The sequence below is a fragment of the Nocardia sp. NBC_01009 genome (assembly GCF_045208035.1).
Classification (GTDB): Bacteria; Actinomycetota; Actinomycetes; order Mycobacteriales; family Mycobacteriaceae; genus Nocardia.
Genome location: NZ_CP108695.1, coordinates 7,206,161 through 7,228,480, shown reverse-complemented (window position 1 = coordinate 7,228,480; position 22,320 = coordinate 7,206,161). Strand labels below are relative to the sequence as shown.

The window sequence follows — 22,320 nt, the reverse complement described above, 5'->3', positions numbered from 1 at the left end:
GCAGCGACGGCATCGGAGCCGTCCGCGGAGCGAGAATCGCTGGGCCGGAATGCTATTCGGCTACGCGAAACACCCCGAACCCTTATCGCCCTCGAGGTTCTGTGCCACGCCCTGATGGGCCGACCGAGCAGGTTGGCGGCCATCCAGCGCGCCAGGTCGTGTGATCACTCACGACCTACTTAGGTATGTCGTGAGTTAATCTACCGATGCGCGCTGCCCTCATTCCCCACCACAATCTGACTTCGGCACGAGGGCAGCAGATGGGTTGGGTATGGGAAGCGTGACACTGTGGATGCAGATGTCGCTCGACGGCTTTGCGGAGGGGCCGGATCAGGAGATCCACTGGCCGATGGTGGACGAGGAGTTGTGCGAATCGTTTCTCGACGAGCTTCGCGCGGCCGATCTGTTCATCTACGGACGCAAGACGTACGAGATCATGGCATCGTTCTGGCCGACGGCCGACGGAGATCCGGCAATATCCGAGTTCTATGTCGACTTCGCGCGCTGCTGGAAACAGACGCCGAAGCTCGTCATCTCGCGCAGCCTGCGCAGCGCGGGCTGGAACACGCGAGTCGTGCGCGACGGCATGGTCGACGAGATCTGCGCACTGCGAGACCAGCAGGACTGCAACATGGTTCTGTTCGGCGGTGCCGAGACGGCTTCGGCTTTCATGCGGCACGAATTGATCGATGAATACCGGCTGTTCGTCCACCCGCTCGTTCTGGGTGGCGGCGTGCCACTGTTCCCGGCACCTGCTGCGATGGCGGATCTGCAGCTGGTCGATGTGATGACCTTCGAAAGTGCCGTCGTGCAGATGCACTACCAGCAGCCTGCTCATACGGCGATATGTCGGTCGGCGTAGCACCCCGGTAACCTGAAATTTCCAGCGCGTTCGCGTTGATTCGGCTAACTTTCGTCCTATGTCCCTGGTACAGGCACCCACCAGCGAATTCGTCGGCCGCCAAGTGGAATTGGACCGACTAGGTGGCTTGCTGGCCGGGGGGGCACGGCTGATCACGCTGGTAGGACCTGGTGGCATCGGTAAGACGCGGTTGGTGGGCGAGTTCGTGCGTCGCGTGCACCGCGCCAGGAGCCACCTGGTGTACTGGGCCAGCCTCGCCGAATTGGAAGGCGATTGCCGAGCCACGGCGCAGGATGTCGTGCAGTCGGCGGTATGCACCTTCGGCGGTGGCAGCAACTACTCCGCGGACCGAGCGGTCTTGGTGCTGGACAACTGTGAACATCTGCTCGGCGCGGTGGGTCCGCTGATCGCGGATCTGCTCGCCGCGGCGCCGGGGCTGACGATTCTGGCCACCAGCAGGGAACCGATCGGCTGGGTCGACGAGTACATCGTCACCGTGCCGCCGTTGTCGCCGGTGCAGTCACTCGAATTGTTCAGACAACGGGCCGAACTCGTCGGGTGGGTGATTCCGGATGATTCCCAACAGCTCGCCGTCGCCGCGCGGATCTGCCGCCGCGTCGATCACAATCCGCTATTCATCCGGTTGGCCGCGGCGCGGCTGCGCCATCAACCGCCCGCGATGGTGCTGCGCGAACTCAGCGGCGGTGCCGACGACAAGCGACTACGGTGGACGCACGGCGCGCGGGCGGGCACAGAAGCACGCCACCGCGGGGTGTACGACGTCCTCGCCTGGTCCTTCGCGCTGTGTGGCGTGCGGGAACAATTGCTGCTCGAGCGGCTATCGGTCTTCGCGGCGGGCCATCAGACCGATGACGGCGAATCACCGCACCGGGGTATCGAACTCGATGCCGTGATCGCGGTGTGCGCGGACGATATCCTCCCCGCGGGCCAGATCGAGCATCTGCTCGAACGTCTGACGGAACGTTCACTGCTATCGGTGCACCTCACCCCCGCCGCGATGAGCTGGTATCTGGTGGAAAGCGTGCAAGTCTTCGCGCGTGACCGGCTACATCACCGCGATCGCGCGGCAGCGGAACTGCTGTCCGCGCGGCATCGCCGCTACTTCTGTGACAAGGTCGCCGCCGGGCATGTCGGGTGGCACAGTCCGGCGGACAAATCGTGGATCGACTCGGTCGGTCAGGAGATCCGAAGCGCCGTTGAGGTTTCGCGGCCGCTGCCGGTGCCGCTGCCGGCGCGAACACCCTCGTTGTGGAGCGAGTTGTCCCAGGCAGAACGCGATGTGGCGGTGTTCGCCGCGGCCGGCTGGCCCAACAGCGCGATCGCCGTCCGTCGCCACAGCTCGGTCCGGACCGTCGATGCCCAGGTTGCCACCATCAGGCAGAAGCTGATGATCGCCTCGCGCAACGAGATCGCTCGCCATATTCCCGAGGAACTCGCAGAGCGCGTTCGGCACGAATCCGAACGCAGGCCACGTCGCACCAGTAGAGTTGCTCGTTATCGATAGGCTACTGCTACATGTGGCCTCGAAATCGATAGGTGAGCAAGGATGTCTGCAGTGAGACCCGGCGATGAAGTTCCCGCCGCGGCGCATGAGTTCGTCGGCAGGCACACCGAGTTGCAGCGGATCGGCACTCTGCTGGCTTCCGCGACCGCGCGACTCATCACCCTGGCCGGACCAGGTGGAATCGGTAAGACCACGTTGGCGACCGAAGCGCTGCGGCGATTTCGGCCGACGCCCAACCACACGGTCTATTGGACGCGGCTGTCCCGGCTGGCGGCGGGCGCCGACGCGGGGGTCGTGGCCGAAGAAGTGGTGCAGTCGGTCGTGACGGCGGATATTGCCGCAAGGTCGGCCTGGGACGGTCTGGTGGAGACATTCACCGGTGGTCACATCGCGGGCAGCCATCGGACGATATTGGTGTTGGATAACTGCGAGCATGTGCTCGCGGGGGTCGGCCCGTTGATCGTCGGTCTGCTGGAAGCGGTGCCGAGCCTGACCATCATCGCGACCAGCCGGGAACCGGTGGGGTGGATCGACGAGCACATCGTGACAGTCCCCCCGATGTCGTCAGGTCATGCACTCGAGCTGTTCCGGCGGCGTGCGGAGCTCACCGGCCGGCCGATCTCCGACAATCCGGAAGAACTTGCCGTCGCCAGGCAGATCTGCTGGCACGTGGACAACAATCCGCTGTTCATTCGGTTGGCGGCGGCTCGCCTGCTGCATCGGCCGCCCATCATTGTGCTGCGTGAACTCACCGGCGATACCGACGACCGGCGCATGCAATGGTCCAACGCCGCCCGGCTCGGGACCGAGGAACGGCACCGCAGTGTGCGGGATGTGATCGCCTGGTCCTACGGCCTGTGCACCGCGGGTGAACAACTCTTGCTCGACCGAATGTCGGTGTTCGTGACCGGGTGCGACAGTGACGGCGCCGAACTGCTCGGCAGCGGAGCGGAATCCGAGGCCATCATCGCGGTCTGCGCCGACAAGTCATTACCGGCGGAAGAGATCGAGCCGTTGCTCGAACGCCTGGCGGAGCGGTCGTTGGTCTCGGTCCGCATCGAGCCGACCATGGTCCGGTACTACCTCCTGGAAAGCGTCGGGGTATTCGTGCGGGACCGACTGTCCCAACGCGGTGACGGCATGGACGAAGCACAACTGCTTGCCCGCCATCGGCGCTACTACCGGGACAAAGTCGCCGCTGGCCAGGCCACGTGGTACGGCCCGTACGAAAAGGACTGGCTCGACTGGGCGCGTACCGCGTGGTGCAACATCCTGCTCGGCATCGAAACCAGTCTCGTCGAACCCACCGAGGCCGTCATCGGACTGGAGACCGCCGCCATTCTCATGGCGCTGCGCATTCCGTTCATCACCGGTGCCAACCGCGCCATCGGGGGCATCACCGAACAAGCGCTCGAAGCCATCAGACAGGTCGATCCGCCGCCGACCCAGCTGCGGATCACCGCGACCGCGCTGGTCGGATGGGTGGCAATCTGGCAGGGGCGACATGCCTATACCGCGCAACTGCTGGACGAGTGCGCCGTCGAATGCCTATCCGATCCGGCGCTGCAACAGAACTGGCGCGAGACCGCGCTCGACGATATCGGCTTGCCTGCCCCGGTGGAGTTCACCTGGGGCATAGAGCTGCTGCTGATGCACCTCGACCCGCGGGCCATCGATGTACTGACCCGGGCGAGTAGGAAGTTCGCCGAGGTCGACGATGCGGGCGGGGTGCAGCGCAGCGAACTGTTCGCCGCGCTGTCCTGTGCAAACCTGGGTGACGCCGAGCTAGCGCTCAGCGCCGCGCGGGAGCATCTCGATCGGGCTATCGCCAGCGATTCCCAATGGGCCATCTCCTGGGGGGAGGTGGCGTGGTTGACCGCGGTTTCGCGGCACGGTGATCCGCGCGCTGCGCTGGAAATCGGCCGCGGGGCACTGGAACGTCTGCTGATCTCGGGTGATCGATGGACTGCCGGCTGGATTATCCACTTCAGCATGATGGCGCTGACCTACATTTTGTCCGCCAGGATCGGCGCGCGGGACGGCAGTCGCGCCGAGCTGCGAGCGGCGGCAACCGAAATCGCCTATCTCCAAGGCGGTATCGCCACCTTGCACCGATCGATGGGCATTGCCTCCGAGCGGGTGACGCTGGTGGCTCGTGGGACCGAACACGCGGTCGCGGTGGCGACCTCGGTTCTCGGTACGGCGGATTACACGGCGGCCGCCCGCCGTGGCGCGCGCATGCGGCCGGAACACGATGAGTTGCAACGGTTCATGCTCGGCAGGTTCACCATCGAAGAACTGCCCACCGATGTTCCCGCGGTGCGTGCGCCTGCCTCACGCTGGCAGGAGCTCTCGCCCGCGGAACGCGACGTCGCGGTTCTCGCGGCTGCGGGCTGGGCCAACAGCGCGATCGCCGCGCGTCGCGGTAGTTCCATTCGAACAGTCGATGCCCAGGTCGTGGCCATCCGTCGCAAACTGATGGCGGCCACCCGCGCGGACATCATGTGGCACGTGCCGGGTGACCTCAGCGAGCGGATCCGGCTCGAATCCGAGCAGCGGCCCGCGAGGTCCCCGGCACGTCCCTGAACGCGGCTCTGGGATCTAGGTCAGGTTGCCGTCATAGCAGAGGCTTGCGGACCGCGTCGACCGCTGTGGGCCGGTGCCGCCATCGAAGGTCCACATGTTGATCGACTCAGCGGCCTTCCAGTACACGAAGCCGTTTCGGTCTGCCACGACCTGGTACACGTCCTCGGCGCCTTCGATCAGCTGACTGCCGACGCAATAGTCGTTGTACGAGGTTCCCGGCTGGCGGGCGCCCGGGCTGAACAGACCGGCGGGGTTCGTGTAGGCGCCGGGGTTGTGGACGGTGCTGTGCCCGTTGACCGCATGTCCGCGAACCCAATTAGGGCTGCCGAAGTTATCCGATCGGCAGGTGAAGCTCCAGCCTCCTGCATTCACGGACATGCCCTGGGGGTAGGTGTCGCCCGCCCACCGGCACGGCACGGCGGGCTCAGCTGCGGCGGTTCCCGCGCCGACACCGATGCCCCCTGCCGTCACTGCGGTGATGGCGAGCACGGCTAGTGTCTTGGCCTTCGAAGGGCCCCGATCGGTACACACCGGCGTGGCCTTCTCATGCCCGCTCTTTGTGAACATCGGCTTCTCTCTTTCGTCGTCTGTCCCATCAGCCGACGTCGCTCGGGCTATCCGGGTAGTTCATGCGCCATACAATGTGCCGCTGAGTAGCGGCACGTTCGCTGAGGGGTGTGGAGATATCGATAGTCGAGGCCGCAGCATTGACCGCCGCCGGAGTTCGACTCCGTAACGGCGGTCAATGGCATCGGCTTATTTGCAATACCGCGCCTGGGGCTTGCAGACCTTCCAGCCACCGTTTTCCGAACCCTGAACCTGGTAGGTGCGGGCGTTGTTGGGGGTCTGGATCTGATTCTGGCGCTGGTGGTATTCGGTGCGGGCGTCCTCTTGCTCGATCTCCCGCAGCGGATTGTTTTCGGCGTGGTGGTAACCCATGGGGTCGATGTGATGCGCGCCGGTCGAATCGCCGGAGCTGTAGGAACCGCCGCGGCCCGACCCACCACCGGAATGGTCACCGGGCACTGCGGATGCCATACCTGCACCTGCGGTGGTGATCGCGCCGACGATAGCGGCACAGGTCAGCAGGCGGCGGGTGTTGATATTGGTGGACATTGGATTTCTCCATTCGATTTCGAGCTGTAATCAAGCTGGTGAGGTCTGGGTGCTAACTGGCGTTTCGCTGGTCAGTTAGTGAAAATGCCGCAGAAGAGCGGGCCGGGAATGAATTGCGTTCCGCAGTTCTGGCGACGTTTGTTCTCCTCGTCGCGCCTGCGGTGACGGTGCGAATCGCGTCCCGATTTGTCACGTCCGTGGTGGCTGGGGGATTCGGTCCGCACCGTCGAAACGGCCGGGCCGGGCTGGGCTAGAACCTGCGTGGGCATCAGCACCGCAGGGGTCACCACCGTTGCGCTCACGATCAGCAGGCGGAGCAGGGTTTTTGTGGCCCGTCGCTGTGGGTTGGTCCTGGTCATCGTTTGCGTCCTTCACGATCTCTGGATCGCCCGGGAATCCCCGGCTAGCGACTCACTGTCTATCGTGCCGCTATATAACGTCACATTAATCGACGGTCCGATGGATGTCTAGAGGTTTCTGTCGGGAAATCGCAGTTACGAACAGGTTTCGCAGACGTGTCGAGGAGGGGTCGGTGGCCGTCCGACCGCGGCGATCCGAAATCTGTCGCGAAGAGGGGAACCCGATCGGGTGCGCGCGCGTCGAAGACAGCGAAGGGGATTCGAGGTGTTTCGATCGTGCGAGGAGGGGTTGCACATGGAGCGTTGCCCGGGATGCCATACCGCGTGGCGGCGTGGGATCGGCGCAAAGTCGCGGTTGCGGCCGGTACTGCGAGCTGGAGAACTGTGTGAGCGCTACGCGGCGCGTCGGCGGCGGCCATGGCCGGGGCCCGAATCGGGCTGAGGCCATGGGTAATTCGGTACGGCTATTTCTTCTTCTGGTCCTTACTCCCTCCGGAGTTCCGGAGGGAGTAAGGAATTCAGTGCGAACGCATTATTGCGAACGCATCAGATACGCCGTATAGATCAGCGGACGGCGGCCGCGGCGGCGACCATATTGCGCAGCGACGCTTCGACCTCGACCGGTCCCCTGGTCTTCAATCCGCAGTCCGGATTGACCCAGAGTCGTTCGGCTGGAACAGCTTTCAATGCCGCACGCAGGGCGGCGGTGATCTCGTCGACGCTCGGTACCCGTGGCGAGTGGATGTCGTAGACACCGGGGCCGACGCCGAGGTCGAAGCCCGCGGCGTTGAGATCGTCGAGCACCTCCATGTGGGAACGGGCCGCCTCGATCGACGTCACGTCGGCGTCGAGGCCGGCGATCGCATCGATGACTTCACCGAACTCCGAATAGCAGAGATGGGTGTGGATCTGGGTCGCATCCGAAACGCCCGAGGTCGCCAGCCGGAAAGCCTGCACCGACCAGTCGAGGTAGGCCGGCTGATCGGCGGCCCGCAGCGGCAGCAGCTCCCGCAGCGCGGGTTCGTCGACCTGGACGATGCGGATGCCTGCGGACTGCAGGTCCACCGTCTCGTCCCGGATCGCCAGCGCCACTTGACGTGCCGAGTCGGCAAGCGGTTGGTCGTCGCGCACGAAAGACCAGGCCAGGATCGTCACCGGGCCGGTGAGCATGCCCTTGACCGGCTTGTCGGTGAGTGATTGGGCGTAGGTGATCCAGTCGACGGTCATCGGAGCGCGGCGTGCCACATCGCCGTAGAGGATCGGCGGCCGCACGCAGCGGGTGCCGTAGGACTGCACCCATCCCGCCTCGGTGGCGGCGAATCCGTCCAACTGTTCGGCGAAGTACTGCACCATGTCGTTGCGCTCGGGCTCGCCGTGCACGAGCACGTCCAACCCCAGCTTCTCTTGCAGCGCAATGACATCCGCGATCTCCGCCTGCATCCTGCGGACATACTCCGCCTGATCGATCTCGCCGGTACGCAGCGCCGCCCGTGCCAGCCGGATCGCGGAGGTCTGCGGGTAGGAGCCGATCGTGGTGGTCGGCAGCGACGGCAACTGCAACCGTTCGGCTTGCAGTACCCGACGTTGCTCGGCGGCCGCGCGCCGGACGGTGTCCGGGCCGAGCGCGGTCAGCCTGGCACGCACCTGCGGATTGTCGAGCCGGGGATCGGCTCGACGTGTCTCCAATGCCGCACGGACCGTGTCCAACTCGGCGGCGATGGCTTGCGGGCCCTCGTTCAGCGCGGTGGCGAGCACCCGTACCTCGGCGACCTTTTCCGCACCGAAGGCCAGCCACGACCGCAGCTGCTCGTCCAAGCCGGTTTCGGTGTCGAGGGTGTAGGGCACATGCAGCAGCGAGCAGGAGCTCGACACCGCTACTGTCGCCGCAGATCCCAGCAGGGTGCCGAGGGTGGCCAGCGCCCGATCAAGGTCGGTTCGCCAGACATTGCGGCCGTCGACCACACCGGCGACCAGCAGCTTGTCCGCCAGTGCCGGTACCACGACCACCTCCGAGAGATCGGTCGGCACCGTGAAATCGAGTGCGATGCCCTCGATCTCGGTGCCTGCCAGTGCGGTGAGCGCGGCGCCCGGCTTACCGAAGTAGGTGGCCACCAGGATCGCCGGACGGTCCGGTGCCGCCGACAGCTCCGCGTAAGTGGTTCGTACCAGTTCGATTTCGTCGGCGGTCAGATCGGTGACCGTGATGGGCTCGTCGAGCTGCACCCACTCGGCACCCGCCGCGGCCAGCAGCCGCAGCAGGTCACGGTAGAGCGGAACGAGCTCGCCGAGGCGATCCAGCGCCGCGCCGCCCGTCGTCTTGGCCAGCTTCAGAAAGGTGATCGGGCCGACGACGACCGGCCGTGCTTGCGTCCCCAGGGCGAGGGCCTCATGCAGTTGCTCGAGCAGCTGCTCGGGATGCAGTGCGAATGCGGTGTCCGCACCGATTTCCGGCACCAGGTAGTGGTAGTTGGTGTCGAACCACTTGGTCATCTCCAGCGGCTCGACCGTGTCGGTGCCGCGTGCGGCGGCGAAATAGCGATCCAGCGGATCGGCGATGCCTGCCACCCGCGGCGGCAGGGCGCCGAGCAGCGCGGCGGTGTCGAGCACCTGGTCGTAGTAAGAGAACGTCCCGACGGGAATCGAGTCGAGCCCTGCGGCCTGTAGTTCGGTGAGTTGAGTGCGCCGCAGGTCGCGGGCGACGGTGTGCAGCTGCTCGGCGTCGATGCGCCCGGCCCAGTAGGACTCGGTGGCGCGCTTGAGCTCACGGTGCGGCCCCACCCGCGGCAGGCCGAGAACCGTTGCGGTGAACGGTGTGTGATGTGAAACAGTCACGATGTTTCTCCAGTGCTGAGTTGAGAGCCAGACACCCTACGAGCACACGGAAACCAAGTGACATGTCGGAGAAACCGACAGGAGAGCCCGACACGTCGCACTGGTGGTCCGCGCGCCCAATCCACGAGGCGGTGGCCGCCGGATACGGCGTATCCGGCACGGCTGGCAGGTCTTCGGACTTGCGGGCACGGGCCTTCTGGCCGACCCCGGCCTGCGCCGGGGCTCACCTACTGGCCGTCGCTTCCCAAGTCGAGGGGCAGATCGCCCGTTGAACTCAGTGCCTGTGACGGCGGTCGTTCCTGCATACCGCTGCGGGACAGTCCCGGATTCTCACCGGGTTCCCTCTTCACCCGCGCGCCCGACATTCGGGTCCACGAGCTTCGACTCCGGCACGCGACGTCGGGGCTCCATCTCGTCTGCGCACCAGCGAACCAGCTGCACCAACCAGCATAGGGCAGCGGTCACCGATGAAACCGCACCTCACTCGACTGCGACCCGATAGCGCGCGCAGGGAAGGCGGCTCCCAGCCCCTCGGTAGCCATCATTTCTCTACTCGCACCCGCCCCACGGCTGGCGGTGGATGGTTGTCGGGGCTTTGAGGCCGGGCTGCAAAATGAACGCAGCATTACCGCAACTTCGCAGGGTTGCTAGGTGGCGTTGTGAAGATTCCTGCGAAGGGGCCTTCCGTGTCAAAAGCATCTTCGGGGCCGGGTACCTTAGGTCAATGTTCTCGAAAGTCTTGGTCGCCAACCGTGGCGAAATCGCGATCCGGGCCTTCCGCGCGGCCTATGAGCTCGGCATCGGAACCGTCGCGGTTTTCCCGTACGAGGACCGCAATTCGGTCCACCGGTTGAAGGCGGCCGAGTCTTACCAGATCGGTGAGGAGGGCCACCCGGTCCGGGCGTATCTCTCCATCGACGCCATTATCGAGGCCGCCAAGTCGGCGGGCGCCGACGCGATCTATCCCGGCTACGGCTTCCTGTCCGAGAACCCCGACCTGGCTGCTGCCTGTGCGCGCGAGGGCATCACCTTCATCGGTCCTTCGGCGGAGGTGCTCGAGCTGGCGGGCAACAAGGCGCGCGCCATCGCGGCGGCGAAGGCGGCCGGGCTGCCGGTGCTGCGCTCCAGCGAGCCGTCGGCGGACGTCGAGGCGCTGGTCGCGGCCTCCGAGCAGCTGGACTACCCGATCTTCGTGAAGGCCGTCGCCGGTGGCGGTGGTCGCGGCATGCGCCGTGTTGCCGCCCCCGAGTACCTGCGTGAGTCGATCGAGGCGGCATCGCGGGAGGCCGAGTCGGCCTTCGGTGATCCGACGGTGTTCCTCGAGCAGGCCGTGGTGAACCCGCGTCACATCGAGGTGCAAATCCTCGCCGACCAGCACGGCAACGTCATGCACTTGTTCGAGCGGGACTGTTCGCTGCAGCGGCGGCACCAGAAGGTGATCGAGCTCGCGCCCGCGCCGAACCTGGATCCCGTACTGCGCGAGAAGATCTGCGCCGACGCGGTCGCCTTCGCTCGGCAGATCGGCTACAGCTGCGCGGGCACTGTCGAGTTCCTGCTCGACGAGCGCGGCCATCATGTCTTCATCGAAATGAACCCGCGTATTCAGGTCGAACACACCGTGACCGAGGAGATCACCGATGTGGACCTGGTGCAGTCGCAGCTGCGTATCGCGGCGGGGGAGACCCTCGAGCAGCTCGGTCTGAGTCAGGAGACCGTGCAGATCCGCGGCGCAGCACTGCAGTGCCGTATCACCACCGAGGACCCGGCAAACGGTTTCCGTCCGGACACCGGCCGTATCACCGCCTACCGCACCCCCGGTGGCGCAGGAATTCGCCTGGACGGCGGCGCGAACCTGGGCGCCGAGGTCGGCGCCTACTTCGACTCCATGCTGGTGAAGCTCACCTGTCGAGGCCGCGATTTCGAGACCGCGATCGCGCGGGCTCGCCGTGCGGTGGCGGAGTTCCGAATCCGTGGCGTGGCAACCAACATTCCGTTCCTGCAGGCGGTGCTCGACGATCCCGATTTCCGTGCGGGCCGGGTCACCACCTCGTTCATCGAGGAGCGCCCGCAGCTGCTCACGCTGCGCGGGTCGGCCGACCGCGGCACCAAGATCCTCACCTATCTTGCCGATGTCACCGTGAACAAGCCGCACGGCGAGCGACCGACGGCGGTGTATCCGCATGACAAGCTGCCCGCGCTCGATCTGACGGTGCCGCCGCCTCCGGGTTCCCGGCAGCGGCTGCTGAGCCTCGGCCCCGAGGGTTTCGCGCGGGCGCTGCGCGAACAGAAGGCCGTCGGCGTCACCGACACCACCTTCCGCGACGCGCACCAGTCGTTGCTGGCCACCCGGGTTCGGACCAATGGACTGCTTGCCGTCGCGGGACATGTCGCGCGGATGACACCCGAGTTGCTCTCCATCGAGGCCTGGGGCGGCGCTACTTATGATGTGGCGCTCCGCTTCCTGTACGAGGATCCGTGGGAGCGGCTGGCCGCACTGCGCGAGGCCGTGCCGAACATCTGCCTGCAAATGCTGCTGCGTGGCCGCAACACCGTCGGCTACACGCCGTACCCCGAGCGAGTGACTCGCGCATTCGTGTCCGAGGCCACCGCGACCGGCATCGATATCTTTCGCATCTTCGACGCGCTCAACAATGTCGACCAGATGCGCCCCGCCATCGATGCCGTGCGCGAAACCGGTACCGCCATCGCGGAAGTCGCGATGAGCTACACCGGTGACCTGTCCAACCCGGACGAGACCATCTACACCCTCGACTATTACCTCGAGCTGGCCGAGCAGATCGTGGACGCGGGCGCACATGTCCTCGCCATCAAGGACATGGCAGGTCTGCTGCGCGCCCCCGCTGCCGCCACCCTGGTGACCGCGCTGCGCCGTAACTTCGATCTGCCGGTGCACGTGCACACCCATGACACCCCCGGCGGGCAGTTGGCCACCTATCTTGCCGCCTGGCAGGCGGGCGCCGACGCGGTCGACGGCGCCAGCGCCGCCATGGCAGGCACCACCAGCCAGCCCGCGCTGTCGGCGATCGTCGCCGCCGCCGCGCACAGTGAGTACGACACCGGTCTGAACCTGCAGAACGTCTGCGATCTAGAGCCGTTCTGGGAGGCACTGCGAAAGGTGTACGCGCCCTTCGAGTCCGGGCTGCCCGCCCCGACCGGTCGCGTCTACACCCACGAGATCCCCGGCGGTCAGTTGTCGAACCTGCGTCAGCAGGCCATCGCGCTCGGGCTCGGTGACCGGTTCGAAGAGGTCGAAGCGAAGTATGCGGCGGCAGATCGGCTGCTCGGTCGTCTGGTGAAGGTGACTCCTTCGTCGAAGGTGGTCGGCGACCTTGCGCTCGCCCTCGTCGGCACCGACGTCGACATCGACGACTTCGCGACCGACCCGGGCCGCTACGACATTCCCGATTCGGTCATCGGCTTCCTGCGTGGGGAACTGGGCACCCCGGCAGGCGGCTGGCCGGAGCCTTTCCGCAGCAGGGCGCTGGCAGGTCGGGGACCTGCGAAACCGGAGACCCCGCTGACGGCCCAGGACGAGGCCGGGCTCGCCGGTTCGTCGGAGCAGCGTAGGGACACGCTGAACCGGCTGTTGTTCCCCGGCCCCACGGCCGAATTCCTCGCGCACCGCGAGCAGTACGGCGACACCTCCGGCCTGTCGGCCAACCAGTTCTTCTACGGCCTGCGCCGCGGTGACGAGCATCGGGTGCAGTTGGAGAAGGGCGTGACCCTGCTCATCGGTCTGGAGGCCATCTCCGAGCCCGACGAGCGCGGTATGCGCACGGTGATGTGCATCCTCAACGGTCAGCTGCGTCCTGTCGCGGTCCGTGACAGGTCCATCGCCAGCGAGATCCCGGCCGCGGAGAAGGCGGACAAGACCAATCCGGGCCATATCGCCGCTCCGTTCGCGGGTGTGGTGACTCTGGCTGTGTCGGAAGGTGATTCGATCGGCGCGGGTGACACCATCGGCACCATCGAGGCGATGAAGATGGAGGCCGCGATCACCGCGCCGCGTGCAGGCACTGTCGGGCGGGTCGCGATCGGCCGGGTGCAGCAGGTCGAGGGCGGCGATCTGCTGGTCGAGTTGGTCGTGCGCGAGTCCGCGGGCGAATGACACGGATCGTTGCGGGAACAGCGGGCGGGCGGCGGCTACGGGTGCCGCCCGCAGGCACGAGGCCTACCTCCGACCGGGTGCGTGAGGCGCTGTTCAGCGCGCTGGAGGCGCGGATGGACTTCGACGGCGTGTGCGTGCTCGATCTCTACGCGGGTTCGGGCGCGCTCGGCCTCGAGGCGCTGTCGCGTGGCGCCCGGCACGCGCTGCTGATCGAGTCCGACCGCAAGGCTGCTGCGATCGTGCGCGGCAATATTGCCGATCTCGGCTTGCCCGGCGCGGAACTGCGCGTCGGCGCGGTCACCGCCGTCTTGGCGCACGCCGGCGCCGGTGACTACGACCTTGCGCTGTCCGATCCGCCGTATGACGTGGACACCGCCGCGGTGACCGATGATGTCCGTGCCCTCGCCGAGCGCGGCTGGCTCGCGCCCGGCGCGCTCGTGGTGGTGGAACGCTCCATCCGCTCGCCCGAGATCGATTGGCCCGCAGGGTACTTCCCGGCGAAGGTGCGCAAGTACGGCGAGACCAGGATCGAGCTCGCGGAATTCGTCGGCGGCCTGCCTGCTAGCGTTTGAGCTATGGCAGGAGCGTTGTGCCCGGGCTCGTTCGACCCGGTGACCAATGGACACATCGACGTCTTCAACCGGGCCTCGGCCCAGTTCGACGAGGTCGTGGTGACCGTCATGATCAACAAGAGCAAGAAGGGCATGTTCAGCGTCGAGGAACGCATGGAGATGCTGCGCGAGGCCACCGCCCACCTGCCCAACATTCGGGTGGAGTCGTGGTACGGCCTGCTTGTCGATTTCGCGCGGGAGCAGGGCATCAGCGCGATCGTCAAGGGCCTGCGCGACGCGGGTGACTTCGGCTACGAGCTGCAGATGGCGCAGATGAACAAGAAGCTCTCCGGAGTCGACACCTTCTTCATCGCCACCAACCCGTCGTTCAGCTTCCTGTCCAGCTCCCTGGTCAAGGAGGTGGCGGCCTTCGGCGGTGATGTCACCGACATGCTTCCGCCTTCGGTCCACAAGCGTCTCCTGGATCGCCTCGCCGAGCAGCGCAGCTAGACAGTTACCCCGAAACGCAAATCCGCCCCGGCGCCAGAAATCTTGGCGACGGGGCGGATGTGTTCGGGCTGATATCGAAGGCCTCAGAAGACCAGGCCACGCAGGGCCAGGAAGCGCATTCCGCCGACGACCGCCGTGATTCCGAGGATGGCGGCGGCTTCCGCGGCTCCGCCGATGCCGGGTGTCCAGACATCGAGGGCGGCCAGCCCCGCCGTGGTGATGCCGAGGCCGATCAGCGCCAGGCCGCCACCTTCCCACTGTGCGGTGAACCAGCCGACCCGGCCGGACGCGTGGAAGGTGAGCTGACGGTGCAGCTCGTTGGCGATGATGGTGCTGACGATCGACCCGACCACGTTGGCGATCAGGGGACCGATGCCGTGCATCGCGAAGAACAGCAGGACGTAGGCGATATTGCTCGATCCGCCGACCAGTGCGAAACGGATCAGCTGGGCGAAGGGACGGTCGCCGCGCAGGTACTGCATGAGCTGTTCGAACCGCGGGGCAACCGACGCTGCCGACCGCAGCACCGGGTACGGGCCAGCCCAGGGGGTGTAGATGCTGGCGGCCGTCGGTCGCGGGATTTCCAGAACAGTCATTGTCTTTCCGATCGAACAGAGCCTTTGGTGGGGACAACAGCGATGGTCATCGCATTCCTTCCCGCCGAGGTCTCGAGCAAGTTCCTTGATTACTGCTTGTTCAGTATGTACTGAACAATTGGAACTTGTCAATCATCGGCTTCTGGATGTCCGCCCTTCGGCGTCCTCCTGTCCCACTGTCCCGGTGGGGGCCTGGGATTCGCTTATGAAGACCTTGTTCCGACCTTCTGGATAAATGTAACACCAAGTGGAGGTGGATCCTCCACTTGATTTTGTGGCGTGCGAGACACTGGCACGACACACCGGAGGATGGCTCGGCACTTACGGTGACGAGGGGCACACTGGGCCTCGGTGAGAAAGTTCGCCGTAGTCCGCAGGAGAGTGGGGTAGTGAGCATGTATCGCGTATTCGAAGCACTCGACGAGCTGGTCGCCATCGTGGAGGAGGCGCGCGGCATCCCGCCGACTCGCAGCTGCATTGTGCCGCGCGGTGATGTGCTCGAGCTGCTCGACGACGTCCGCGACGCGTTGCCCGGCGAACTCGACGACGCCCAGGACGTGCTCGACCATCGCGACAAGATCGTCTCGGACGCGCGCTCGGCCGCCGAGACGACGGTGACAAGCGCGGATGAGCAGGCCCGTGAGACCGTCGAGTCCGCGCGCGAGGAGGCTGATCGGATCCTCGCCGACGCCAAGGCGCATGCCGATCGCATGGTGGCCGAGGCGAGCGCGCACGCCGATCATCTGGTGAACACCGCTCAGGCCGAGGCCGACCGCGTCGTCGCCGACGGCAATGCCGAATTCGAGGCCGTCACCGGCCGGGCCCGCACGGAATCCGAGCGCATGGTCGAGGCGGGTCAGGCCGCCTATGACCGCTCGGTCGCGGAGGGGCAGGCCGAGCGGGATCGCCTTGTCGCGCAGACCGAGGTGGTGCGGGCCGCGCACGCCGAGTCGGCGCGCGTGATCGACGCGGCGCACGCCGAGGCCGACCGCATGCGCGACGAGTGTGACCACTACGTCGACACAAAGCTCGCCGAATTCGAGGAGGCCCTCGACAGCACCCTGCGTATCGTCGGTCGTGGTCGCCACCAGCTGCGTTCCGGCGCGGGTGCGCCGGACTATGCGGGGGAATATCGCCGCTAGCCGCCTACCGGCCGGGACAGCAGTGGCGTTTTGGGCTTCGGGTGACCCCTCGCGTATTGTGGTGTGGTTGCCCATTTCCCTTCGAACGTGAGTGAGTTTTGTGATGTCCGCCGGTTCCGGTTCTGCCTCGCGTCCCCATGCGGCTGCGCGCCGCAATCCGGACGCGTTCTTTGTGCTGGACACTCGCAGCCTGGGTCGTCGCCCGGGAACGATGCAGGAGCTCCATCGCATCGTCACCACGAAGGATCGAATCGGGCTGGACCTGATCGCCATACCTGCGGGTTCCGATGTCGAACTCGACCTGCAGCTGCAGGCGGTGTCCGAGGGTGTGCTGGTCACCGGAACGGTGGCGGCGTCGACGGCGGGGGAGTGCACGCGCTGCCTGGAACCGTTCACCGGTGAGGTCGAGCTCAACCTGACCGAGCTGTTCGCCTACCCGGACAGCGCGACCGAGCAGACCACCGAGGACGACGAGATCCACCGTCTGATCGACGACACTATCGACCTGGAACCGGTGATCATCGACGCCATCGGTCTCGAACTTCCGTTGCAGCCGTTGTGCTCTCCGGACTGCGCGGGACTGTGCCCGGAATGCGGTGTACGGATGGCGATTGCGGGTTCCGACCATGGGCATGAGATACTTGACCCTCGCTGGGCCGGGTTGGCGAAGTTCGCCACCGAGTCGCCCGGCACTGGTAGCCCCGATTCGGGTGCCGCCGACCCCGATCATTAAGACCCGGATCAGCAAGACCGATCTGTGAACTGGCAAGCAATAAGACAAGAGGAGAAGTAGTCGTGGCCGTTCCCAAGCGCCGGATGTCCCGTTCCAACACCAGGTCGCGGCGCAGTCAGTGGAAGGCCACCGCGCCGACCCTGATCACGTGCCCGAACCGTGCCTGCGGCGAGAAGACGCTGCCGCACATTGCGTGCCCCTCCTGCGGCACGTACAAGGGCCGCCAGGTCACCGCTGCTGTCTGATCGTTCGACCTGTCGTATCGACGTGACCGTCAGTAAGGACGAACCGGGCTTCTCCGGTGACCATGACCGGCTGCTCGCCGCGCTCGGCGTCGGCGTGCAGCCGGATTTGTTGCGCCTCGCGCTGACCCACCGGTCCTATGCCTATGAAAACGGTGGGCTGCCGACCAATGAGCGCCTGGAATTCCTCGGCGACTCGGTCCTCGGCCTGAGCATCACCGAGCGGCTGTACCACGAGCACCCGGACAAGTCCGAGGGCGAACTGGCAAAGCTGCGGGCGAGCGTGGTGAACATGCACGCACTCGCCGAGGTGGCGCGTGGACTGGGCGAAGGCGGCCTCGGTGTGCACTTGCTGCTGGGTAAGGGCGAAGAGCTCACCGGCGGTCGGGACAAGCCGAGCATTCTCGCCGACGGTATGGAGTCGCTGCTCGGAGCGGTGCATCTCGAGCACGGCATCGATGTGGCGCGTGAGGTAGTGCTGCGGCTGTTCGCCGACCTGCTCGAGCGCGGTCCCCGAATGGGGGCGGGCCTCGACTGGAAGACCAGCCTGCAGGAGCTCACCGCCGAACGCGGCCTCGGTGTGCCCAGCTACGAGATCACTTCGACGGGCCCCGACCACGACAAGGAATTCACCGCGACCACGGTGATCGGCGGTCGCCCGTACGGTTCCGGCATCGGCCGATCCAAGAAGGAAGCGGAGCAGAAGGCTGCGGGCGCCGCCTACCAGGCACTGACCGCCGAAGCCTGACGTGCCCGAACTCCCCGAGGTCGAGGTCGTCCGGCGTGGACTCGCCGAGCATGTGGTCGGCCATGTCGTCGAATCGGTGACGGTGACCCACCCCCGTTCGGTGCGCAGGCACCTCGAGGGCGCCGCCGATCTGGCCGCCAGGATGACCGGGCTGCGCGTGGCCGCGGCGGAGCGCCGCGGCAAGTACCTGTGGCTCACCTTCGACGATCCCGACACCGCATTGGTCGTGCACCTGGGGATGAGCGGGCAGATGCTGGTGCAGCCCGCCGATACTCCGGTGGAGAAACACGCCCACATCCTGGCCACCCTCGACGACGGCACCCAGTTGCGCTTCGTCGATCAACGCACCTTCGGCGGCTGGGCCCTCGCACCGCTGGTCACAGTCGAGGGCACACTGCTGCCCGAGCCTGTTGCGCACATCGCTCGCGACCCGCTGGATCCGCTCTTCGACTCCGAGTCCGTGGTGTCCACGCTGCGCACCAAAGACAGCGAGATCAAACGGCTGCTGCTCGACCAGTCCGTGGTTTCCGGTATCGGCAACATCTATGCCGACGAGTCCCTGTGGCGAGCCAAAATACATGGCAACCGGCCGGCCTCCGGACTGACCAGACCCGCCCTGCGCACCCTGCTCGCCGAGGTCGGCGTCGTGATGGGCGAGGCGCTCGCCGCGGGCGGTACTTCGTTCGACGCGTTGTATGTGAACGTGAACGGTCAATCCGGCTACTTCGAGCGCTCGTTGGCCGTTTATGGCCGCGAGGACGAACCCTGTCGCCGTTGCGGCGCGGCGATCCGTCGTGAGCGTTTCATGAACCGCTCGTCCTATTCCTGCCCACGCTGCCAGCCGAAGCCTCGCCCCCGGACACACTAGCGAGCTACCGTTCTTTCTAGGCGGTTCGGGAGTCACGCCGGCCGTTGAGGAAGGACATATGCGCAAGCCTGTACACGATGCATCGTCACACCCTGTCGAGGAGTGCTGATTCATGCGCAAGCTCACCTACTACGTCGCATCGACCATCGATGGATTCATCGCCACCGAGGACGGCTCGGTCGATTTCTTCCCGGTGGGAGGTGATCACGGTCCGGCGATCATCGCGCAGTACCCGGAAACGCTGCCGACGAAGGTGCGGGAGGCCCTTGGCATCGACAAGCACAACCGCTACTTCGATACGGTGCTGATGGGACGCAAGACACACGACTTCGGTGTCAGGACCGGGACCTCGACCCCGTATGCGCATCTGCGGCAGTTCGTGGTGTCGACGACGTTGCCGGAGAGTCCCGATCCCGCGGTGGAGTTGATCTCCGCCGACCCGCTGGCGAAGGTGCGTGAGCTCAAGCGCGAGGACGGGCTCGGGATCTGGCTGTGCGGCGGTGGTGAGCTCGCCCAGGTGCTGCTGCCGGAGATCGATCAGATCTTCCTCAAGCTGTATCCGATCGTGCTGGGCCGGGGCCGGTCGCTGTTCGGTTCCGGTCCGCGGCTGCCCGACGCGGCCAGGTTCCGGATGATCACCAGCCGGGTGTTCGAGGACGGGGTGGCCTTCATGAAGTACAGCAGGATTCACTAACCGCTGTGGCAGACCATGATCCGATCGCTGAATCGGACCCGAGTGGTGTGCCGGGTCCGGTGGAGGCGCTGCGCGAGATCGGCTTCTGGCTGGAACGTTCGCGGTCGGAGACACATCGAGTGAAGGCCTACCGGCGCGCCGCCGACATTGTGGCGGAGCTGCCTTCCGATGAGCTGTCCGCGCATCGGGCAGCACACAGCTGGAGTGACATCGCCGGTATCGGACCGAAGACCGCAGCCGTGATCGAGCAGGCGTGTTCCGGTGCGACACCGCAGTATCTGCTCGATCTGCGTGCGGCCGCGCAGCCCATCGGTGTGCCGGGCAAGCCGCTGCGGGCCCGGTTGCGCGGCGATCTGCACACCCATTCCGACTGGTCCGACGGTGGCAGCCCGATCGCGGAGATGATGGGCGTCGCGGCGGCCCTCGGCCACGAATACTGTGCGCTCACCGACCATTCGCCGCGGCTGACCGTCGCCAACGGACTCTCGGCGAGCCGGTTACGTCGCCAGCTGGATGTCATCGCGGAATTGAACGAGCAGCTGGCACCGTTTCGTGTCCTCACCGGCATCGAGGTGGACATCCTCGACGACGGCGCCCTCGACCAGGACGCCGATCTGCTCGCCGAGCTCGATATCGTTGTCGCCAGCGTGCATTCGCATCTGCGCGCCGACAGCGAGACGATGACCAAGCGGATGGTCTATGCCGTGGCCAACCCGAATGTCGACGTGCTCGGGCACTGCACAGGCCGACTCGTCGAGGGGGCCCGCGGCACCCGTCCCGAGTCGACATTCGACGCGGAAGTCGTGTTCGAGGCCTGCCGCCACTACGGCACTGCCGTCGAGATCAACAGCCGTCCCGAGCGCCGCGACCCGCCGTCCCGGCTGATCCGGCTCGCGGTCGAGATGGGTTGTGAGTTTTCCATCGACACCGATGCGCACGCGCCGGGCCAATTGGACTGGCAGGGCTACGGCTGCGAGCGAGCGGTCGCGAATGGTGTTGCGGCGGAGCGAGTTATCAACACGTGGCCGTTGGCCGACATGCTGGCCTGGACCAAGTCGGCGTGACACCTGGCTGCATTTGCGCCGCTGCCCGCAGCGCGATCCCGGCGCGGTAGATCGGCTCGATCGAGGCGCCCTGACCATGTATCGCGGGTGGCCGCCGGGTTAACTGTTGTCGAATAATGGTGCCGTCCATGGGCTGATCGCCGATCGCACCCGAAAATGGTTGGTACGACGATCTCTTGGGGAGTGGATTTTCTGGTGGGCGACTTTCCGGTCGAGATCGTGCTGGCGATTATCGCAATCCTGTTGTCGGCTGGTGCTTTCCTGTGGGAGTTCGTCTTCGTGGGGCGCAGGCAGCTCGGCTACCGCGTGCAGATGGATACGCCTGTCACCGGTGAGATCGAATCGGTCTTCCCCGGAGTGCTGCCGCAGCTTCGCCCGGATCTGGACGGCTCGAGTCCGGAGCTGAAAGATCTGTCTGTCGTCTTGGTCCGCATCGAGAACAGCGGTGCCACGACCATCGACAGCCGCGACTATCAGGCACCCGATGCCGGCCGAGTCGGCCTGCACCTGCACTTTCCGCAGCGTCGGGTCATCGGCATGGCGGTGACCGAGCTGAGCGAACCCGGCCTCGCCGACAGTTTGGACCGCGACTCGGGAATCGCGGTGCGGGAGGACATGATCGGGCACATCGGCGTCATCGACCTGCCTAAGGTGTCGTTGAACCGCGGCGATCACTACAAGATCCTGGCCATCCTGCAGCGCTCCGAGGGGACGGGGGAATACCGCGCGCCGGTGCTGCAAGGCGGTATCAAAGGCGGGACGGTCACGGAGACCCAGAGTCGCACGGGTGCGTCCCGAGTGATGCTGGCGCTCACCGCTTTTCTGGTGATGGTGATCGTCGTCCAGCTCGTCGTCGCCGCGGTCGAGCCGGATCCGACACCGCTGGACTGTGCCGCGGGCAAGCTCACGCTGGTCGGGTCTTCCGCGTTCGCCCCGGTCATCCAGGATGCCGCGGCACAGTACCGGAAGCGTTGTACCGGAGCCGAATTCACTTTCGCCTTCGAGGGCACCGAACGCGGCCTCGACCGGCTCATCGAGGAGGGCAAGGACAACCACGATCTGCTGGCGATCACCGACGGGCCGAAGGGCGAGGGGTATGCGGCATTGCTCAAGCGGGCACTCGGTCTGTCGTTGTTCACTATGGTCGTGCACCCGGGCGTGGGTGTCCGCAGCCTGACGGCCGCACAGATCGAGGACATCTACCAGGATCGGATCACCAACTGGCGCGACGTCGGCGGACCGGATCTGCCGATCGTCCTCGTCAATCGCATCCCCGGTTCCGGGACCAGGAATACCTTCGAACGACGACTGCTCACCCAGCCGCAGGTCATCCGATCGCACGTGAGCTGTAAGGCGCTGGAAGACATCCCGCCGCCGAGTGCCGCCCATTGCGACGTCCAGGTCACCAAGGACATGTTGCAAGCCGTCGCAGACCTGCCGGGCGCTATCGGCTACAGCGAGTTCTCCGAGGCGACGAGAGCGGGGGTGCCGACCGTGGCGATCAATGGCATCACCGCGTCCCGCGACAGTGCGATAAACCGCACGTACCCGTTCTGGGGGATCGAATTCGTCTACAGCTATGGGGAATTGCCCGGCGACTCACTGGCCGCCGGTTTCCGGCGCTACCTGACCGACGAGGCGGGGCGGAATGTGCTGAACGCGCACGGCAATGTGGCCTGCGGTGACCTGCCGGATCCGACTCGATGCCAGCCGGATGTGTGACGGCAAGCTCCCCGGATGTCACAGCAGCGGCGGCTATGTCG

19 protein-coding genes and 1 riboswitch are annotated in these 22,320 nt (G+C 65.9%); of the genes, 14 read left to right on the top strand and 5 right to left on the bottom strand.

The annotated features are described in order from the left end of the window. The first annotated feature begins 271 nt into the window (after positions 1-271). From OHA42_RS32610 to OHA42_RS32600, 3 genes are read left to right on the top strand one after another with little or no spacing between them, the layout of a single operon-like run. Entirely contained in the window at positions 272-862 is a 591-nt protein-coding gene (locus OHA42_RS32610; RefSeq protein ID WP_406231620.1) for a dihydrofolate reductase family protein, read from the top strand. 58 nt (positions 863-920) lie between these two features. Continuing rightward, complete coding sequence (locus OHA42_RS32605) at positions 921-2,387, top strand: LuxR C-terminal-related transcriptional regulator (RefSeq protein ID WP_406231618.1); 1,467 nt, start codon at positions 921-923, stop codon at positions 2,385-2,387. 42 nt (positions 2,388-2,429) lie between these two features. Further along, the gene (locus tag OHA42_RS32600) at positions 2,430-4,973 is read left to right on the top strand and encodes an ATP-binding protein (protein ID WP_406231616.1); all 2,544 of its coding nucleotides are present in this window, start codon (positions 2,430-2,432) and stop codon (positions 4,971-4,973) included. A 15-nt stretch (positions 4,974-4,988) separates the two neighbouring features. On the opposite strand, the gene OHA42_RS32595 is transcribed toward OHA42_RS32600, so the two are convergent. The 4 genes from OHA42_RS32595 to metE form a co-directional block, all read right to left on the bottom strand. Then, positions 4,989-5,540: a hypothetical protein gene (locus OHA42_RS32595; RefSeq protein WP_406231614.1), complete on the bottom strand. Its 552-nt coding sequence runs from the start codon at positions 5,538-5,540 to the stop codon at positions 4,989-4,991. Between the two features lie 189 nt (positions 5,541-5,729). Then, entirely contained in the window at positions 5,730-6,089 is a 360-nt protein-coding gene (locus OHA42_RS32590; RefSeq protein WP_406231613.1) for a hypothetical protein, read from the bottom strand. A gap of 71 nt (positions 6,090-6,160) precedes the next feature. Continuing rightward, complete coding sequence (locus OHA42_RS32585; protein WP_406231611.1) at positions 6,161-6,448, bottom strand: hypothetical protein; 288 nt, start codon at positions 6,446-6,448, stop codon at positions 6,161-6,163. Positions 6,449-7,012: 564 nt separating this feature from the next. Continuing rightward, positions 7,013-9,280, bottom strand: a complete 2,268-nt coding sequence (metE, locus tag OHA42_RS32580; RefSeq protein WP_406231609.1) for a 5-methyltetrahydropteroyltriglutamate--homocysteine S-methyltransferase — start codon at positions 9,278-9,280, stop codon at positions 7,013-7,015. Positions 9,281-9,426: 146 nt separating this feature from the next. Next, positions 9,427-9,658, bottom strand: a riboswitch (cobalamin riboswitch). A 346-nt stretch (positions 9,659-10,004) separates the two neighbouring features. Here metE and OHA42_RS32575 point away from each other — a divergent pair. Genes OHA42_RS32575 through coaD form a run of 3 tightly spaced genes read left to right on the top strand, consistent with a single transcriptional unit; the run spans position 10,005 to position 14,470 of the window. Further along, positions 10,005-13,409, top strand: a complete 3,405-nt coding sequence (locus OHA42_RS32575; RefSeq protein ID WP_406231607.1) for a pyruvate carboxylase — start codon at positions 10,005-10,007, stop codon at positions 13,407-13,409. Then, positions 13,406-13,981 carry a 16S rRNA (guanine(966)-N(2))-methyltransferase RsmD gene (rsmD, locus tag OHA42_RS32570; protein WP_406231605.1) on the top strand — a complete coding sequence of 192 codons (576 nt, stop codon included), beginning with the start codon at positions 13,406-13,408 and terminating at the stop codon, positions 13,979-13,981. Before OHA42_RS32575 ends, rsmD begins: the two co-directional genes overlap by 4 nt. Positions 13,982-13,984: 3 nt before the next feature. Next, complete coding sequence (gene coaD, locus OHA42_RS32565; RefSeq protein ID WP_406231603.1) at positions 13,985-14,470, top strand: pantetheine-phosphate adenylyltransferase; 486 nt, start codon at positions 13,985-13,987, stop codon at positions 14,468-14,470. Positions 14,471-14,553: 83 nt separating this feature from the next. Here coaD and OHA42_RS32560 read toward each other — a convergent pair whose 3' ends face one another. After that, positions 14,554-15,066 carry a GtrA family protein gene (locus OHA42_RS32560; RefSeq protein ID WP_406231601.1) on the bottom strand — a complete coding sequence of 171 codons (513 nt, stop codon included), beginning with the start codon at positions 15,064-15,066 and terminating at the stop codon, positions 14,554-14,556. Between the two features lie 395 nt (positions 15,067-15,461). Between OHA42_RS32560 and OHA42_RS32555 the strand changes: the two genes are divergently transcribed. The 8 genes from OHA42_RS32555 (at position 15,462) to OHA42_RS32520 (ending at position 22,279) form a co-directional block, all read left to right on the top strand. After that, complete coding sequence (locus tag OHA42_RS32555) at positions 15,462-16,208, top strand: DivIVA domain-containing protein (protein WP_406239776.1); 747 nt, start codon at positions 15,462-15,464, stop codon at positions 16,206-16,208. A 103-nt stretch (positions 16,209-16,311) separates the two neighbouring features. Then, positions 16,312-16,941, top strand: a complete 630-nt coding sequence (locus OHA42_RS32550; protein ID WP_406231599.1) for a YceD family protein — start codon at positions 16,312-16,314, stop codon at positions 16,939-16,941. A 62-nt stretch (positions 16,942-17,003) separates the two neighbouring features. Next, positions 17,004-17,186, top strand: a complete 183-nt coding sequence (gene rpmF / locus OHA42_RS32545) for a 50S ribosomal protein L32 (protein WP_014987105.1) — start codon at positions 17,004-17,006, stop codon at positions 17,184-17,186. A 22-nt stretch (positions 17,187-17,208) separates the two neighbouring features. After that, positions 17,209-17,931 carry a ribonuclease III gene (rnc, locus tag OHA42_RS32540; protein WP_406231596.1) on the top strand — a complete coding sequence of 241 codons (723 nt, stop codon included), beginning with the start codon at positions 17,209-17,211 and terminating at the stop codon, positions 17,929-17,931. Position 17,932: 1 nt separating this feature from the next. Next, the gene (gene mutM, locus OHA42_RS32535) at positions 17,933-18,799 is read left to right on the top strand and encodes a bifunctional DNA-formamidopyrimidine glycosylase/DNA-(apurinic or apyrimidinic site) lyase (RefSeq protein ID WP_406231594.1); all 867 of its coding nucleotides are present in this window, start codon (positions 17,933-17,935) and stop codon (positions 18,797-18,799) included. 112 nt (positions 18,800-18,911) lie between these two features. Beyond that, positions 18,912-19,493, top strand: coding sequence for a dihydrofolate reductase family protein (locus OHA42_RS32530; protein WP_406231593.1), 582 nt, complete (start codon positions 18,912-18,914; stop codon positions 19,491-19,493). A 5-nt stretch (positions 19,494-19,498) separates the two neighbouring features. Further along, on the top strand, positions 19,499-20,557 hold the full coding sequence (locus OHA42_RS32525; RefSeq protein ID WP_406231591.1) for a PHP domain-containing protein: 1,059 nt from the start codon (positions 19,499-19,501) through the stop codon (positions 20,555-20,557). A gap of 195 nt (positions 20,558-20,752) precedes the next feature. Further along, complete coding sequence (locus OHA42_RS32520) at positions 20,753-22,279, top strand: PstS family phosphate ABC transporter substrate-binding protein (RefSeq protein WP_406231589.1); 1,527 nt, start codon at positions 20,753-20,755, stop codon at positions 22,277-22,279. Positions 22,280-22,320 lie beyond the last annotated feature (41 nt).

Excerpts from the sequence above, each read along its gene's own strand:
- OHA42_RS32610 (WP_406231620.1), top strand. The coding sequence starts at position 272 with ATGGGAAGCGTGACACTGTGGATGCAGATGTCGCTCGACGGCTTTGCG.
- OHA42_RS32605 (WP_406231618.1), top strand. The coding sequence starts at position 921 with ATGTCCCTGGTACAGGCACCCACCAGCGAATTCGTCGGCCGCCAAGTG.
- OHA42_RS32600 (WP_406231616.1), top strand. The coding sequence starts at position 2,430 with ATGTCTGCAGTGAGACCCGGCGATGAAGTTCCCGCCGCGGCGCATGAG.
- OHA42_RS32595 (WP_406231614.1), bottom strand. The coding sequence starts at position 5,540 with ATGTTCACAAAGAGCGGGCATGAGAAGGCCACGCCGGTGTGTACCGAT.
- OHA42_RS32590 (WP_406231613.1), bottom strand. The coding sequence starts at position 6,089 with ATGTCCACCAATATCAACACCCGCCGCCTGCTGACCTGTGCCGCTATC.
- OHA42_RS32585 (WP_406231611.1), bottom strand. The coding sequence starts at position 6,448 with ATGACCAGGACCAACCCACAGCGACGGGCCACAAAAACCCTGCTCCGC.
- OHA42_RS32575 (WP_406231607.1), top strand. The coding sequence starts at position 10,005 with ATGTTCTCGAAAGTCTTGGTCGCCAACCGTGGCGAAATCGCGATCCGG.
- rsmD (WP_406231605.1), top strand. The coding sequence starts at position 13,406 with ATGACACGGATCGTTGCGGGAACAGCGGGCGGGCGGCGGCTACGGGTG.
- coaD (WP_406231603.1), top strand. The coding sequence starts at position 13,985 with ATGGCAGGAGCGTTGTGCCCGGGCTCGTTCGACCCGGTGACCAATGGA.
- OHA42_RS32560 (WP_406231601.1), bottom strand. The coding sequence starts at position 15,066 with ATGACTGTTCTGGAAATCCCGCGACCGACGGCCGCCAGCATCTACACC.
- OHA42_RS32555 (WP_406239776.1), top strand. The coding sequence starts at position 15,462 with ATGTATCGCGTATTCGAAGCACTCGACGAGCTGGTCGCCATCGTGGAG.
- OHA42_RS32550 (WP_406231599.1), top strand. The coding sequence starts at position 16,312 with ATGTCCGCCGGTTCCGGTTCTGCCTCGCGTCCCCATGCGGCTGCGCGC.
- OHA42_RS32530 (WP_406231593.1), top strand. The coding sequence starts at position 18,912 with ATGCGCAAGCTCACCTACTACGTCGCATCGACCATCGATGGATTCATC.